The sequence below is a fragment of the Leifsonia xyli subsp. cynodontis DSM 46306 genome, from assembly GCF_000470775.1.
Classification (GTDB): Bacteria; Actinomycetota; Actinomycetes; order Actinomycetales; family Microbacteriaceae; genus Leifsonia; species Leifsonia cynodontis.
On sequence record NC_022438.1, the window covers coordinates 385,995 to 401,720 of the forward strand.

The 15,726-nt window shown below is 69.2% G+C and carries 10 protein-coding genes and 3 pseudogenes; 12 read left to right on the top strand and 1 reads right to left on the bottom strand.

Features of this window, described 5'->3' with window-relative positions; all coding sequences use genetic code 11:
* Nucleotides 1–82 precede the first annotated feature (82 nt).
* From O159_RS13055 to O159_RS13065, 11 genes and pseudogenes are all read left to right on the top strand, one after another.
* Nucleotides 83–436, top strand: coding sequence for a choice-of-anchor L domain-containing protein (locus O159_RS13055; RefSeq protein ID WP_052323435.1), 354 nt, complete (start codon nucleotides 83–85; stop codon nucleotides 434–436).
* 57 nt (nucleotides 437–493) lie between these two features.
* Nucleotides 494–1,009 (top strand): Ig-like domain-containing protein, encoded by a 516-nt coding sequence (locus tag O159_RS01845; protein WP_052323436.1) that lies wholly within the window; start codon nucleotides 494–496, stop codon nucleotides 1,007–1,009.
* A 436-nt stretch (nucleotides 1,010–1,445) separates the two neighbouring features.
* The gene (locus O159_RS01850; protein ID WP_021754070.1) at nucleotides 1,446–2,408 is read left to right on the top strand and encodes a glycosyltransferase family 2 protein; all 963 of its coding nucleotides are present in this window, start codon (nucleotides 1,446–1,448) and stop codon (nucleotides 2,406–2,408) included.
* A 17-nt stretch (nucleotides 2,409–2,425) separates the two neighbouring features.
* Nucleotides 2,426–2,602 carry a glycosyltransferase gene (locus tag O159_RS01855; RefSeq protein WP_236609519.1) on the top strand — a complete coding sequence of 59 codons (177 nt, stop codon included), beginning with the start codon at nucleotides 2,426–2,428 and terminating at the stop codon, nucleotides 2,600–2,602.
* Nucleotides 2,603–2,846: 244 nt separating this feature from the next.
* Nucleotides 2,847–3,915 (top strand): annotated as a pseudogene (locus tag O159_RS16690) (IS30 family transposase); the annotation flags it as partial.
* A gap of 1,356 nt (nucleotides 3,916–5,271) precedes the next feature.
* Nucleotides 5,272–6,678, top strand: coding sequence for a D-alanyl-D-alanine carboxypeptidase/D-alanyl-D-alanine-endopeptidase (locus O159_RS01865; protein ID WP_236609593.1), 1,407 nt, complete (start codon nucleotides 5,272–5,274; stop codon nucleotides 6,676–6,678).
* Between the two features lie 124 nt (nucleotides 6,679–6,802).
* Nucleotides 6,803–8,995 (top strand): MMPL family transporter, encoded by a 2,193-nt coding sequence (locus tag O159_RS01870; RefSeq protein ID WP_021754074.1) that lies wholly within the window; start codon nucleotides 6,803–6,805, stop codon nucleotides 8,993–8,995.
* 192 nt (nucleotides 8,996–9,187) lie between these two features.
* Nucleotides 9,188–10,376: pseudogene (locus tag O159_RS01875) on the top strand (thiolase family protein).
* Between the two features lie 40 nt (nucleotides 10,377–10,416).
* A pseudogene (locus tag O159_RS01880) lies at nucleotides 10,417–11,175 on the top strand (SDR family NAD(P)-dependent oxidoreductase).
* Between the two features lie 63 nt (nucleotides 11,176–11,238).
* Nucleotides 11,239–11,613, top strand: a complete 375-nt coding sequence (locus O159_RS01885) for a hypothetical protein (protein ID WP_043993437.1) — start codon at nucleotides 11,239–11,241, stop codon at nucleotides 11,611–11,613.
* Nucleotides 11,519–12,214, top strand: a complete 696-nt coding sequence (locus O159_RS13065) for an FHA domain-containing protein (protein ID WP_144267512.1) — start codon at nucleotides 11,519–11,521, stop codon at nucleotides 12,212–12,214. Before O159_RS01885 ends, O159_RS13065 begins: the two co-directional genes overlap by 95 nt.
* Nucleotides 12,215–12,239: 25 nt before the next feature.
* Here O159_RS13065 and O159_RS01900 read toward each other — a convergent pair whose 3' ends face one another.
* On the bottom strand, nucleotides 12,240–13,694 hold the full coding sequence (locus O159_RS01900; RefSeq protein WP_021754075.1) for a helix-turn-helix domain-containing protein: 1,455 nt from the start codon (nucleotides 13,692–13,694) through the stop codon (nucleotides 12,240–12,242).
* A 114-nt stretch (nucleotides 13,695–13,808) separates the two neighbouring features.
* On the opposite strand from O159_RS01900, the gene O159_RS01905 reads away from it, so the two are divergent.
* Nucleotides 13,809–15,710, top strand: coding sequence for a phosphoenolpyruvate carboxykinase (GTP) (locus tag O159_RS01905; RefSeq protein ID WP_021754076.1), 1,902 nt, complete (start codon nucleotides 13,809–13,811; stop codon nucleotides 15,708–15,710).
* The last annotated feature ends 16 nt before the right edge of the window (nucleotides 15,711–15,726 follow it).

The following is a 15,726-nucleotide window of genomic DNA, read 5'->3' on the forward strand; positions in this document are numbered from 1 at the left end:
CACTGGTGGGGCCGGGCGTGACCGTCTCCAACGCGACCGTCACCGGGTCACAGCGCCGCCGCCGGCCTCTTCGGCGGGATGGGTGCGGGCGCTCGGGCTGGAGGCCGGCGTCGCCCTCGGCACCGGCAGGGTCAAGGACGGCGTTCTCGGTCCCCACGGCGCCTCGAAGGCCAGCACCGACCTCCGCCAACCCGGCGACGACGATCTCTCGGCCCTTCTGGGCGGGCACACTCGCCTCTTTGACGCGGCGGTGCTCGAGTTCGACTTCGTGCCGCGGTCGTCCTCGCTCTCGATCGACTATGTCTTCGGGTCGATGGAGTACCCGAGGTTCGTCGGTCCCAAGTACACGGTCAACGACGTCTTCGGCTTCTTCGTGAACGGCAAGAACTGCGCCACCGTCGGCGGTCGGGTCGGGCTGTCTCGATCAAAACGGTGAACGCCGGCGTCAACCCCGAGCATTTCGTGGACAACGCGACCGGAGCGCGAGCCGGAGATGAGCGCCCCTGTCCTGCGCGAGCGGCACTACACGGCGGTCGCGGGCGCGGACACCGTGATCGAACTCGTTCCCCTGGACGGGGTGGGCGTCCCGGCCACGGCGGCTGCGACCCGGCAAGCGCTCAGCGACGTCGCCGCGCCCGTCAGCTACGCGGTCACCACCGCTCCGGAGCATGGAGCCCTGAGCGGTGACGGTGCGTTCCGGACCTACCGCGCGGCCGCCGATTTCGCCGGCGTCGACACCTTCCAGTACACCTCGTCGCGGGACGGCGTCACCAGCGGCCCCGCGACCGTGACCCTCGAGGTCGCCGCCCGTCCGGTTCCGCCCGTGCAGTCGCGCAGTGTCCCTGTCTTTCCGCCCGCGCCGGTGCGCATCGGCGACGGGCCCGGCACTCGGCGCTTGGCGGACACCGGAGCCGATCCCGGAACGACCGCTGCCATCGGGATGCTCGCGCTGTCCGCCGGTGTGGCCGCCCTCAGTGTGACAGCGCTGCGTCGCCGCGCTCGTTCCTGATCCCTGCCCGGGCCTTTACCTCAGCGCTCGCCCGGGCGCAGAATGGTCCTACCGATTCAACCGAACGGGTCCGTCGGCGAAGGGAACGCCTATGATAAGCCAGCGCCTCGCAAACCAGACCACACCGCTGACCAGATCCCGGGCGAAGAGTTCGGAGCGTGAGCGGTCTTGAAACGATCTGAGTGACGGCGCGAGGCGTCACTCGAGCGGGGCCGGTGGCACAGCCGGTCCCGCTTCTGATTGCGCTCCGAAGCGTTTCCTCACAGCGTTCCGGCCGGGTGTTCTCCGCCGCTGCGTCTTCTCCCGACCGGTCAGAGCTGTCGTCGCCGGGATGGGTGGCGAATGGGTCTCTGAACACAGCTAATCTTTGTGTGTACTGCTGTATCATGTCCTATATATCAGGCCCGAGACATCTGCCCGAATCCCGATCGCTGTCGTGGCCTGCTTCTATAACGCCGGCCCGGCGGTCAGCCGTTCCCTCGCCCGTCTCGCCGAGTTCGACCGCGGCGCGCAGATCGTCCTCGTGGACGATGCGTCGACCGACGTCACCGCGAGCAGACTTCGAGAGTGGGCTGCGGAGCGCCGGGAGGTCAGCGTTCTCGCCCTTGAGGAGAATCGGGGGCCGGCTGCCGCTCGCAACGCGGCGATCGGTCTGATCGAGCGCGAGTACGTCTGGTTCGTGGACGACGACGACCCGGCGCCGAACGCGCTCGACAGCTTCGCCGAGGCGATCTCCGGAAAGCCGGATCTCGTGTTCGCGCGTGCTCGCTTCCGCGCCGCGGACGGCAGCGAGCGCTGGATCGACGGAATCGGCGAACAGCGGACGACCGGCCGTGAGCGCGCGCTGCGAAGCGTTCTCGATGGCGACGTCCAGGGGTTCCTCTGGAGCAAGCTGTTCCGCCGTTCCGTGCTGCACGCGGAGACGTTCGGCCGCGACTATCCGCAGGAGGACTTCATCGGTGTCCTCGATGCGCTGGAGCGCAGTGAGCGTATCGTCTTCTGGCCGGAGTCTGTCTACACCTACGTCGAGCGGGAGGGCTCGCTGAGCCGGGAACGCACGCAGAACTTCGCGCGCTACGCCGTGGCACGCGACGCGGCTGTCGCTGCGGCGGAGCGAGCGGGAGTCGAGCCGCAGCGCATCGACGCCTTCCGGCTCTGGTTCTACGCGCTGGCGGTGGCCTTCGTTCCGGTCCGGCGCCGTGGCTCGCGAGCGGAGGTGAACGAGGGGATGCGGCTCGCCCGTCAGGAGCTGCGGACGATCCGGCTGGCTCAGGCCGGCGCCCACCGGCCGGTCGCTGCCCTCCACGGCTGGGTCATCCGCCTGTCCGGACCGCTCTACCCCGTCCTCCTGCGCTGCGCGCTCTGGGCGCACGACTCGATCAGAAAGGTGCGGCGATGAACCCGCGAATCTCCGCCGTGAGCGTTGTCATCCCGACGATGAACACCCGCGGTGCCCTCGACGATGCGGTCGCTTCCGCTCTCGCTCAGCGCGACGTGGACGTGGAGGTGATCGTCGCTATGAACGGGCAGGGCCCCGACCCCGTCTTGGGTTCTAACGGTCGTTGCAACACCTGGACTTTCTGGGAGTTGTAACGACCGTGGCCCGTTTAAGGAGCTATTCGAGGGATCGACGCTGTTTCACGCAGGCTGATAAGGACGCGTTCTTCGCGTTGTTCGAGGCGTGTGGGAGCATCACGATCGCGGCGCGTGAGTTGGGGTTCAACCCGGCGACCTGCGGGACGTGGGTATGGAAGGCCGGCCTGCGCAGCCAGGGGAAAACCGGGACTGGTCCGCATCCAGGAAAGGAACGCTACTTCCAGTTGCGACGCGATGGCATCTCGCGTCGCGAAGCAGCGGCTGCCGTCGGGGTGAACATCCGCACGGCACGGGATTGGGATAACGGTGTCCGGAAGACCGCTCATCGCCGCTATTACCCAGATGGTCGGGTCGTCGATTACAAAACAGGTATGACGACGTTTCTTGACGGCACCGAGACAATCTCGCCGGCGGCGATCTTTCAGCTGGAGAGGAAGCTCGATCCGCGGTTCCTTTCGCTGGAGGAACGTGAGCAGATCCGGGATCTCCTCCGCGATGGGTTGTCACTGCGGAGCATCGCCGCCCAGCTGCGGCGGTCGCCATCCACGATCAGTCGGGAAATCTCCCGGAACCGGTCCTCGACCGGGATCTATCACCCCTTCGCAGCACATCGCTACTCGGCGAAGCGTCGCCCACGGCCAAAGCCGCGAAGACTGGTGACAGAGCTGCGGTTGCGTGCTTTCGTTGAGTCGAAGCTGGCGTTGCGGTGGTCTCCCGAGCAGATCACTCGAGCCCTGATCCGTCAGTTCCCGGACGACGTTGGGATGCGAGTGGCGACCGAGACGATCTACCAGACGCTCTATCTCCAAGGACGCGGCCAGCTGCGCCGTGATCTCGCGACAGCGCTGCGTACCGGGCGCGCACGTCGCCGACCGAACCGGGGAACCAACGCACGTCGTTCGCGGTTCGTCGACCCGATGCTCATGATCTCCGAGCGCCCCGCTGAGGTCGCTGATCGTGCTGTTCCAGGGCATTGGGAAGGCGATCTCATCATCGGCGCTGACCACGCCAGCGCGATCGGCACCCTCGTCGAGCGAACCACCAGGTTCGTGATGCTCGTCCACCTCCCGACCGACCACGCTGCCGAGACCGTCCGCGATGGCCTCATTCGGACGATGAGCGGCCTGCCGGCCGAACTGAAGAAGTCGCTGACCTGGGACCAGGGTGCGGAGATGGCCGCCCACAAGACGTTCACGATCGCCACCGACATGGACGTCTACTTCTGCGACCCAGCCTCGCCCTGGCAGCGCGGTTCTAACGAGAACACGAACGGGTTGCTGAGGCAGTACTTCCCGAAGGGCACCGGGTCGAGAGGCGCGTCCGGTCGTGACGCTTCACGCCAGATAGCTCGTCTTCGCGATCTGCGGGGTCTCGTCGGCGCTCACACTTGCTTGGCAGGGGTGGGATTGAAGCTGAAGAGGCCTCCGGTAAGTCGTCTGAGGGTGGAATCGAGATGCGCGAGAGCGGTCGCAGGGTGCTCCATCGTGTCCAGTGCGACGGTCAGCGCGAGGTCGCGAAGCACCGCGTACACCAACGCAAAGAGTTGCGCCCTGGACTCGGTCATCACACGGGGGTACCACTCCAGTGCTGGATCAATTTCGACCTCCCACCCTTGTTCCCGCGCACGATCGATCTCCCGCATCGGTGCAAGTTGGTTCTCGATCATGCTCTGGATAGATTTGCGTGTCCCTGAGCTTTCGATCCGCCCGATCAGAGTCTTCACAGCGTCAGCGCTGACTTCGAATGTCAGTTCATGGGCAAGTTGGTTTCGTAAACTGTTGAAGCCGCGGATCGCGGCGGCGATGTCGGGACTGACGGCTCCAACGGCTTCCGCGATGGCCAGCTTGTGCTCGAAGCGCGCCCGCTTCCAGTCAATGGCATGAGGGCGCTCCAGCTTCCCGATTGCGGCGCGTTCGAGTAGTGATTCGATCCAAAGGTGCCCTCGCAGTAGTACCCCCGCATCATCGGACTCCTGGAGGACCGCGGCCACGCCTTCAAAGTCGAAGTCATCTACGTCGGATGGTTTGCGCGTCATGAACTGATGCTACTCACCGCTGGGAAAACCTCGCCGTTACCGCGGGAACACCGCGCACCGGCCCTCCCGCGACCCCAGTCGGGAGAAGGCCCTCGGCCCCGTACAAACGACCCTCCAGTGGGTATCAACAGAGTCAAGCGGCTCGCGTCAGCGGCCCGCGCGGGGAGCGTTCGCGCTGAGGTCCGGGCGCTCCGCGGCGGCGCACCCCTTCGGCGCTCTGCGCGAACGAGGCGGGACGGCTCCACGACTTCTCTGGAGGCGACGGCTTCTTCGGAGGTGACGACGCGACCGCTCCACTCGGCGCTGGCGTCGGCCTGGAGAGCGCGCAACCGGTTCGCGAAGCACCTCCCCGCGCGAGCCTTGAAGTTCAGGAGCTTCCGGTTCTCTTCCGCCAGACACCGTCCCGATTAGCGAATTCAGCGAAGCCGGATAATATACCTGGATGCGCGAATCGGACCAGCGCGACTCGGGTCAGCCGTTGGGCACCGAGTCTGAAACGACGAACACTCCCAGCGAGGCTCAGCCGGTCGGGAGCGCGCCCGCGACCCGTTCGGAACGGCGAGCCGCCGAGAGGGAGGCCGCCGCCCAGCGGGGTGGCAGACGGGATGCGCCCGCAGTCCTCAGCGGCGTGATGGCAGCGATCCGCAAACATCCGAAGGCGTGGATGATCGCCGGGGCCGCGGCGGTTTTCGTCGTGCTCGGCGTGGGAAGTGTGTCGCTGGGCGCGACGCTCGGGCCCGCCCCTGTGGCGGACGGGACTGTGGACGAGGCCACAGCCGACGTCGAGAAGACGCCGACGGCCGATCCTGCGCGGCCGGTTCCGGCGGCGCAGCCGGCGGCGGCCCGGTTGCGCACCTGTTCGGTCGCTTCCCTGGCGCAGGACAAGCGGCTCGGCAACCTGGAGGCGCAGGTCGTCAACGCAAAGACCGGAGAGGTGCTGTTCGACCGCAATGGCAGCAAGCCGGCACCGACCGCGTCGGTGCTGAAGACGCTCACGGCGGCGGCGGCGCTCGCCACGCTGGGACCCGACCACCGGGTGCAGACGACCGTGCTGGCCGGGAGCGTCCCCGGTCAGATCGTCCTGGTGGGCGGCGGCGACGTGACGCTCTCTCGCCTGCCGGGTGGGCGGGGCGCGTTCTACACGGGGGCGCCCTCCATCCAGGATCTCGCGGCTCAGACGCAGCAGGCTCTCGGCGGTCAGCCGGTGACCTCGATCGTGGTGGACACGTCGCTGTTCGGCGGTCCGGTGTGGCAGCCCAGCTGGGACGAGCACGAGGAGCGGGTGGTCGAGGGGTCGACGCCCTACATGACCGCCCTCATGGTCGACGGCGACCGCGACAACCCGGCGGTGGTCGAGTCGCCGCGGAGCACCGACCCGATCGGGCGTGCGGTGCGGTACTTCCAGGAGTACCTCGGGACAGACGCTCCGGTCTCGTCGGGCACGGCGCCGGCGGGCGCGCAGCAGCTCGCCGCCGTCCAGTCGCAGCCCGTGACAGCGCTGATCGAGCAGGCGATGAAGTACTCGGACAACACGATCATGGAGGAGCTCGCCCGGCTGGTGGCGATCAAGACGGGCGCCGGCAACACGTTCAACGCGGAGAACGCGGGTGTGCTGGCCGGGCTCAAAAGCTACGGGATCGACACGGCCGGCATCCACATCGCCGATGGCTCCGGGCTCAGCGCAAACAATGCGGTGCCGCCCTCGTATCTGACGCGCCTGTTCGTCAAGGTCCTCAGCCGCGAGAAGGGGCTCGGCGTGGTCTACGACGGGCTGCCGATCTCCGGACAGACCGGGACGCTCGGCCCGAGCTACAACCGGTTCACCGGGTCGTCCTCGGCCGCGCGGGGCGCGGTGCATGCCAAGACCGGCTGGATCGACAACGGCTACACGCTCTCCGGCGTGGTGGACTCCGCCGACGGCGTTCCTCTGACGTTCGCCGTGTTCGCGCTCGGCCCGGTGAGCGCCAACGCCAAACAGGCCATCGACGCGCTCGTCACCGGTTTCTACCGGTGCGGGGACAACCTCTCCAACAGCTGATCGGCGTGGCGGGCTCTGCTCGCGGGGCCGACGCGCCGCCGGTCGACTCGGTCTGAGCGGAACACTATGCTGATTGCTAATTCAGCTAGGTAATCGGCCCGGCTAGCGACGGAAGGCGGTCGGGATGTCGGGGTCGATCACGGGCGCGCCCGCCCGCTGGCTGCGTGTGGTCGTGCCCAGCGCGCTCATCCTCGTCTGGCTGCTGCTGGGCGGTCTCGGCGGGCCGACGTTCGGGAAGCTCTCCGGCGTCTCGAGCAACGACCAGGCCGCCTTCCTGCCGGCGAGCGCCGAGTCGACCAGAGTGCAGGAGTGGCAGCAGCGGTTCACCGACTCTGAAGCGATCCCCGCGATCGTCGTCGTTCAGGCGGAGGAGTCCATCCCGAAGAGCGATCTGCCCGCTTACGTCCAGCTGGGTGCGAAGCTCGGCGAAGTGGACGGCGTCCAGCCGCCCGAGTCCGGCCAGAGCACGAGCGTGGCCGGCCCGATCCCGTCGGAGGACGGCCGCGCGGTCGAGTTCATCGTGCCGGTCGCCGACTCGGACGAGGTCAAGACCGTCGTCGCGGAGCTGCGGACCACGCTGCGAGACACCCTCCCCGACGGCGCCGAGGGCTGGGTGACCGGGCCGGCTGGGCTGACAGCGGACCTCGTGGCCGCGTTCGGTGGCATCGACGGCATCCTGCTGCTCGTCGCGGTCGTGGCGGTCTTCGTCATCCTCCTGCTGGTCTACCGTGCGCTTCTGCTGCCCTTCCTCGTGCTGCTTACGTCGGTGTTCGCCCTGTGCGCGGCCATCCTCGTCGTGTACTTCTTCGCGCTGTGGGGCTGGATCAAGCTGAGCGGGCAGAGTCAGGGCATCCTGTCGATCCTCGTCATCGGCGCGGCCACGGACTACTCGCTGCTGCTCGTCGCCCGCTACCGGGAGGCGCTGGAGCGCGACGAGTCGCGCTGGTCGGCGATCGTCACGGCGTGGAAGTCGGCTTTCGAACCGATCGTCGCCTCCGGCGCGACCGTGATCCTGGCGCTCCTGTGCCTGCTGTTCTCCGATCTGAACTCGAACAAGAGCCTGGGGCCGATCGCTGCCATCGGCATCGTCTTCTCGCTGCTCGCGGCGCTGACTCTGCTGCCGACGCTGCTCGCCGTCTTCGGGCGTGCGGCGTTCTGGCCCTTCCGGCCGAGGTACGCGGGTGAGCACGGTCACGAGCATCGGCATGTGGAGGAGGAGCGGATCGCTGGGCTCGGCGGCCTCCGCGGCCTCTGGCGCCGCGTCGGGACGCTAATCGCCCACCGTCCGCGCGTGACTTGGATCGTGTCGTTCGTCCTCCTCGCCGCCTGCGCTCTCGGGCTCACGCAGCTGAAGGCGAACGGCGTCGAGCAGACCGATGTCGTGCTGTCGCACTCCGACGCTGTCGAGGGGCAGAAGATCCTCGCGAAGCACTTCGACGCCGGCTCCGGTTCACCCGTGCTGATCGACGCGCGCGAAGCGGACGGGGAGGCGGTGCTCGCCGCCGCCGAGAGGAACGACGGGATCGCGTCGGCTATTCTCTACACGGGGAATGGGCGACCGGTGACCGGTCAGACGTCCGAGCCGATCGTCGCGGACGGCCGCGTGCTCATCCGGGCGACGCTGACCTCCGAGCCGGACTCGGCCGCCGCCGAGCGGGTGGTGCGGGAGCTGCGGGCGTCCCTGCCCGCGAGCGACTCCACCGTGCTCGTGGGCGGCGTCACCGCGATCGCGCTCGACACGAACGACACCGCGCAGAGCAATCTGGCGAAGATCATCCCGATCGTGCTCGCGGTCATCCTCCTGATCCTGATGCTACTGTTGCGGTCGATGCTGGCCCCGGTGCTGCTGATCGGCAGCGTCGTGCTCTCCTATGGCGCTGCGCTCGGTGTGTCGGCGCTCGTGTTCGATCAACTCTTCGGTTTCCCGGGGGCGGATGCCGCTGTGCCGCTGTTCGGGTTCGTGTTCCTCGTGGCGCTGGGGGTGGACTACAACATCTTCCTCATGACGCGCGTGCGCGAGGAGTCTCTGAGGATCGGAACGCGGCCGGGCATCCTGCGCGGGCTCGGGGTGACGGGCAGCGTGATCACCTCGGCCGGGGTCGTGCTCGCGGCGACTTTCGCGGCGCTCGCGGTCATCCCGATCCTCTTCCTCGTGCAGATCGCGTTCATCGTCGCCGTCGGGGTGCTGCTCGACACCGTCATCGTCCGGTCCCTGCTCGTGCCGGCGCTCTCGTACGACATCGGACGGGCCATCTGGTGGCCGTCGCGGCTGTGGCGGGACACGGCGCACCGTGAGGGCCGGGCGCAGAAAGACTGACGCTCGCTCCGCGCCTGCCGAGACCGCGCCGCTCCCTTTCTGGGGAGTCTCCGTCCGCGTGTGCGCCTTCCGCCGATCCCGTCGTTCGATGTGCGAAGACCGAAGGAGGCGGATGGCCGGCAAGGGCCCCACGAGCGGCTCGCCGCGGACTCCGTTCTGACACCCGGCCCTCGACAGTGGAGGAGGCTGCCCATGCCGCGCACCGAGGCCGTCATCGTCGACGCGGTCCGCACTCCGTCGGGGCGGGGGAAACCGGTCGGCGCGCTCTCCGGCGTCCACCCCGCCGACCTGCTCGCGGGTGTGCTCGCCGAACTCGTGAACCGCACCGGTCTCGACCCGGTGCTGGTGGACGATGTGATCGGAGGATGCGTCACCCCGTCCGGGGAGCAGGCCGCCAACATCACGCGCACGGCCGTGCTCTCGTCCGGTCTGCCGGAGAGCGTTCCCGCTGTGACCATCGACCGGCAGTGCGGATCGAGCCAGCAGGCGGCGGCTTTCGCCGCTCAGGGCGTGATCGCCGGCGCGTACGACATCGTGATCGCCTGCGGGGTTGAGTCGATGAGCCGAGTGCCGATGGGCTCGAACGCGGGCGGCGCTTCCCCCAGCGGCGAACTGCTGAGCGCGCGGTACCCCGATGGGCTCGTCAACCAGGGCGTCGCGGCCGAACTGGTCGCCAGCCGCTGGGGCCTCTCGCGAGCCGAACTGGACGATTTCGCAGCGACGTCCCACCAGCGTGCCGCGGAAGCGGCGGCGGCGGGAGCCTTCGAGGGCGAGCTGATGCCGGTGCCCACACCGGGCAGCGGCAGCGTCAGCGCCGACGAGACCATCAGACCCGGCACGACCGTCGAGCGCCTGGCGCGACTCGCGCCCTCCTTCCGCACCGACGCGCTCGCGTCCCGTTTCCCGCAGCTGGAGTGGCAGATCACCCCGGGCAACTCCTCGCCGCTCACCGACAGCGCCTCGGCTGTGCTCATCATGGGCCGGGAGGCGGCGGAGCGGCTCGGGATGACGCCGCGCGCGGTTCCACTCCTTCGCGGTCGCGGGCAGCGATCCGCTCCTCATGCTGACGGGCATCGTGCCGGCCACACGCAAGCTGCTCGACCGCAGCGCAGTGGCGCTGGACGCGGTCGCCGCCTACGAGGTCAATGAGGCCTTCGCGCCGGTCCCGCTGCTCTGGCGCCGCGAGTTCGGTGCGGACCCCGGTCGGCTGAACCCGCGCGGCGGCGCGATCGCCCTCGGCCATGCGCTCGGCTCCTCCGGAACGCGCCTGCTCGCGACGCTCCTCGGCGAACTCGAGGCGAGCGGCGGACGCTACGGACTCCAGACCATGTGCGAGGGCGGCGGCATGGCGAACGCCACCCTCATCGAGCTTCTGCGCTGACGGACACGGCGGCCAGCGCATCCCCGGCGAAAGGACAGTCATGCAGATCGACGGATGCTCCGCCCTCGTCATCGGCGGCGCGAGCGGACTGGGCAATGCCACCGCTCGCGCCCTCACGGCGGCCGGCGCCCGCGTCGTCCTCCTCGACCTTCCCCGCTCGGAGGGCGAGAAGGCGGCGAACGCGCTCGGACCGTCCGCGCGCTTCGCCGCCGATGTCGCCGACGAAGGCCAGGTGCGGGAAGCGGTCGCCGTCGCCGTCGCGCTCGGCCCGCTCCGTGTCGTCGTCAACTGCGCGGGCATCGCCACCGCCCAGAAGGTGATCGGCCGGGACGGGGTGCTCCCGCTCGAGAGCTTCGAGCGGGTCGTCCGCGTCAACCTGATCGGCACGTTCAATGTCATCCGCCTGGCGGCGGCCGCGATGGTCGAGACCAGCCCGCTGGGGGAGGAGCGCGGTGTGATCGTCAACACGGCCTCCGTCGCGGCGTTCGAGGGCCAGATCGGGTAGTCCGTCTATTCGGCGTCCAAGGGCGGCGTCGCTGCCCTGACGCTGCCGCTGGCGCGCGAGTTCGCCCGCAGCTTGATCCGTGTCGTGACGATCGCGCCGGGGCTCTTCGAGACGCCGATGATGGCGGGCCTGCCGCAGGCCGCGCAGCACTCGCTCGCGGCGCAAGTTCCGCACCCCTCCCGTCTCGGCAGCCCCGATGAGTAAGCTCGGCTTGTGCTCGCCATCGTCGCGAACCCGATGCTCAATGGAGAGACGATCCGGCTTGACGGCGGAATCCGAATGCAGCCCGAGTGACCCCGTTTGACATCTCAAGCGGTATATTCCTCAGAGCCGGACCGATCGACCGAGGAGGCGCCAATGCGAAAAGAGTACACGACGGGCGGGCACTACGTCATCGTCGGCGGCGAAGGCGCGGCGTTCTGCTCGGCGGACACCCCGGTGGACATCGTCAAGCGGCTCTACCGCGCGCTCATCGATGAGCGCGGCGCGGAGGGTGTGATACGCGCCATCCTGGCCCTCGACCACAGTGCGATCTCGTCGCTCGGCGTCGTCGTCCGCGGTGCGGAGACGTGGCACGTCCTCGTCGCCGGGGTGGCCGAGGCGGTCGTTCTCAGCGCGGGGGAGGAGCGCAGCATCCATGGCTCCGGACGTTCTCACCTGGTCGGAGGTCACGGTGGCGCGGGCGGACGCCTTCCGTCTGGGCGAAGTCGACGCCCCGTTCGCCGCCGGTGACGCGCTGCCGTTCGAGGGCGGTGTCGTCCGGGCGGACGTGCTGAGCGTTGTGCTGACGGAGACGGGCACAGACGCCCCTGCGCCGGAGGAAAGGGGGGTCGGGAAACCGGGTGCTGTGGAACCTGCCGCCGCCGAACCCGTCGCGGTGGAGTCCGCCGAGGGTGGGCCCGCCGCTGCGGATGAGGCGGCGTCCGCTTCCGCAGCCTCCCCGGTCGCGAGCGCTCTGCCGCCCGGGGACGACCCCGCGAGCGGGCCCGTCCCCGGCGCGCACATCGTGCTCTCGACCGGGCGGGTGATCGAGCTGGACCGGCCTGTGCTGTTCGGCCGCGCCCCGCGCCCCTCCGTCCGCCCTGAGCTGTCAGGGCCGCGCCTGGTGACGCTGCCGCGCGCCTCGGCCGACGTCTCGCGGACGCACCTCCTGGTGGATGTGGCCGACGGCCTGGTCGCCGCCACCGACCTCGGCTCCCGGAACGGGACCGTCGTCACGCGGCCGGACGGCGAATCCATCCGGCTGACGGGCGGCGAGAGGACCTTTCTCGAACGCGGCGCCTGCTTCGAGCTCGGCGATGGCGTCTACGGAACCCTGGAGTTCGGCTGGTAGAGCGTTCACAGGGTGGCGCGTTCGTTCACAGGGCCGAGTGCGCCTCCAGGAACCTGTAGACATCCGAGTCGTCCACCCCGGGGAACGACCCGGACGGCAGCGGCGACAGGATGTGCGCGTGCAGCCGTGCGCTCGGCCACGCTCTGCCCGCCCAGCGTCCGGAGAGTTCCGCCGCCGGCCGCTTGCAGCACGACTCGTCCGGGCAGCGTGACTCGGTGCGGATGGTCGTCTCGCGCCCGCGGAACCACTTGGCCTGGTCGAAGGGGACGCCGACGCTGATCGAGAAACCGCCGTCTGCGGTGCTTCCGACCTGGGTGGCGCACCAGTACGTCCCCGCCGGGGTGTCGGTGTACTGGTAGAGCTCGGTCGTCCGGTTCGCGTGGGTGAACGCCGTCCGCGCGCCCCACTTGCGGCAGACGACCTGGCCCTCGATCGACCCGGTGACATCCTTCGGCAGCGGCAGCCCGTCGTTCTCGTAGCCCTTGTACAGCGCGCCGTCGTCGCCGACGCGCAGGAAATGCAGGGTCATGTCGAGGTGGCTCGTCGCCAGGTTCGTCAGCCGCAGGGCCGCCGCCTCGTGGGTGACGCCGAACGCGTCCCGGAAGTCTTCGACCGCGAGCTCCTTCTCCCGCTTCGCCTGGTCGAGGAAGGCGACTGCGGCCTCTCGAGGCATCAGGCAGCAGGCCGCGTAGTAGTTGATCTCCTGCCGCTGGCGCAGGAAGTCCGCGTAAATGCCCGGCCGTTCGTGCCCGAGCAGCCGGTGGGCCATTGCCTGGAGCGCCATCGAACGCAGGCCGTGGCCTCCGGGGATGGAGGCCGGCGGCAGGTAGATGCGCCCGTTCTCCAGGTCCGTGATCGAGCGGGTGGACCGCGGCAGATCGCTCGCGAAGATCAGCTCGAAACCGAGTTGCTCGGCCATCACGCTGACTTCGCGGTGTGTGAGCGCGCCCCGAGTGTGCCCGGAGGCGCGCACCCTTTCCTCCGCCAGCGCCTCGATCTCGGGGAGGTAGTTGTGCTGCCTCCGCATCCGTTCGCGCAGTTCGGTGTTGGCCCGGCGCGCCTCCTCGGGGGTCGCGATGGCTTCGGACGCCCGCCGTGCGAGCTCCCGGTGCAGGCCGACGAGTACACGCAGCGTCTCCGTCGGCGTGCCTTTGGTCGGTTTGACCGCGGGCAGGCCGAGGGAGCCGTAGAGGGTGCTGCGCTCCGCCCGGGTGAGCTCGATCTCGAGCGCTGCCCGCTCGTCGGGCGGCTCCGCGGAGAGCAGGTCGGCCACCGGGACGCCGAGCGCGGCGGCGATGCCCGCGAGCAGTGTGACCCGGGGCTCGCGCTTGCCGTTCTCGATGAGGGAGAGCTGGCTGGCGGCGACCCCGGCGGCGGCGCCGAGCTCGTCGAGCGTCAGCCCGCGCTGCGTGCGGAAATGGCGGATGCGATGGCCGAGCGTGGCAGTGTCGGCGACGGGATCGGCGGCGAGCGGGTCCATCTCTTCACGATAGCGAAAGAATCACGATTCTTAACCAGAAAATCGGATTCAAGACCTCGATTTCTCACAGATAGTGGATTCACCGCCGATCTTTCGACCGAGAGGACTGTCAGAATGAGCATCGCCGAACTCCCGCTCACAGGAACCGACCGCGACGCATCCCGCGACACCACCCGCGCCGCCGACCGCGACACCGCGACAGCCCCGCCCACCGCGTCCGCGTACACGGGGCTCGCGGCCCTCCACGCCTGGGTGGACGAGCTGGCGGCCCTCCTCCAGCCGGACGGCATCGTGTGGTGCGACGGCTCGCGGGGCGAGACCGACCGGCTCACCAAACAGCTGGTCGCCGAGGGCAAACTCATCCGCCTCAACCCGGAGTGGCGTCCCAACAGCTTCCTCTCCCGCACCGACCCCTCCGATGTCGCGCGCGTGGAGGACCGCACGTTCATCTGCTCGCTCGACGAAGCGGACGCGGGTCCGACGAACAACTGGCGCGAGCCGGAGGGGATGCGCGCCGAACTGCGCGCCGTCTTCGCCGGCAGCATGCGCGGACGCACGCTCTACGTCGTCCCCTTCTCGATGGGGCCGGTCGGCGGACCGCTCTCGCAGCTCGGCATCCAGCTGACCGACTCGGCCTACGTCGTTGTGAGCATGGGGATGATGACCCGCGTGACGAACACCGTGCTCGACTTGATCGCCGCCGGGCAGCCCTGGGTGCCCACGGTCCACAGCGTCGGCGCTCCGCTGGTGGATGAGGACGGCGTCCGCCACGAGGATGTCGCCTGGCCGTGCAACCCGCTCAAGTACATCGTCCAGTTCCCGGAGACGCGTGAGATCTGGTCCTACGGCTCCGGGTACGGCGGCAACGCCCTCCTGGCCAAGAAGTGCTTCGCGCTGCGGATCGCCTCGGTGATGGCCCGGGACGAAGGCTGGCTGGCCGAGCACATGCTCATCGTCAAGGTGACCTCGCCCGAGGGCCGCGTCTTCCACTTCGCGGCGGCGTTCCCGTCGGCGTGCGGCAAGACCAACCTCGCGATGCTGAGGCCCGGCATCCCGGGCTGGACGGTCGAGACCGTCGGCGACGACATCGCCTGGCTGCGGCCCGGCCCGGACGGTCGCCTGCGCGCGATCAATCCGGAGGCCGGTTTCTTCGGCGTCGCCCCCGGCACCGGCGAGCTCACCAACAAGGCCGCTGTCGAGACGCTGTGGGGCAACACGATCTTCACGAATGTCGCCCTCCGCGACGACGGCGATGTGTGGTGGGAGGGGCTCACCGTGGAGCCGCCCGCGCACCTGATCGACTGGGAGGGGAACGACTGGACGCCGGCGAGCGGACGTCCGGCCGCGCATCCCAACTCCCGCTTCACGGTCTCGGCCGCGCAGTGCCCGGTCATCGCGGACGAGTGGGACGCCGTCGAAGGGGTGCCGATCGACGCCATCCTGTTCGGAGGCCGGCGGGCGACCAATGTGCCGCTGGTCGCCCAGGCCCGCGACTGGAAGCACGGTGTCTTCATCGGCGCGACCATTGCCTCCGAGCAGACAGCCGCCGCGGAGGGGCCTGTCGGGGAGCTGCGCCGCGACCCGTTCGCGATGCTGCCCTTCTGCGGATACAACATGGCCGACTACTGGGCGCACTGGCTCCGGATGGGCGAGGAGCTGGGCGTGGACGCTCCCGCGGTCTTTCAGGTGAACTGGTTCCGGAAGGGCGACGACGGGCGCTTCCTCTGGCCGGGCTTCAGCGAGAACGCCCGCGTCATCGAGTGGATCGCGCGCCGCGTCGAGGGGAGCGCCGGCGCCGAAGAGACGCCGATCGGCCGCCTCCCGATCGCCGATGAGCTCGACCTCGACGGCCTCGGCCTGTCCGCAGAGGATCTCGCCGCGCTGTTCGACATCGACGCCGAGCGCTGGCTCGCCGAGTGCGATCTGACGGAGCAGTACTTCGCCCGCTTCGGCTCCCGGGTCCCCGCGGCCCTCACCGCCGAGCTGGCCTCCCTCCGTCACAAGCTTCGCGCCTAGCCGCCCCACCCGCCCT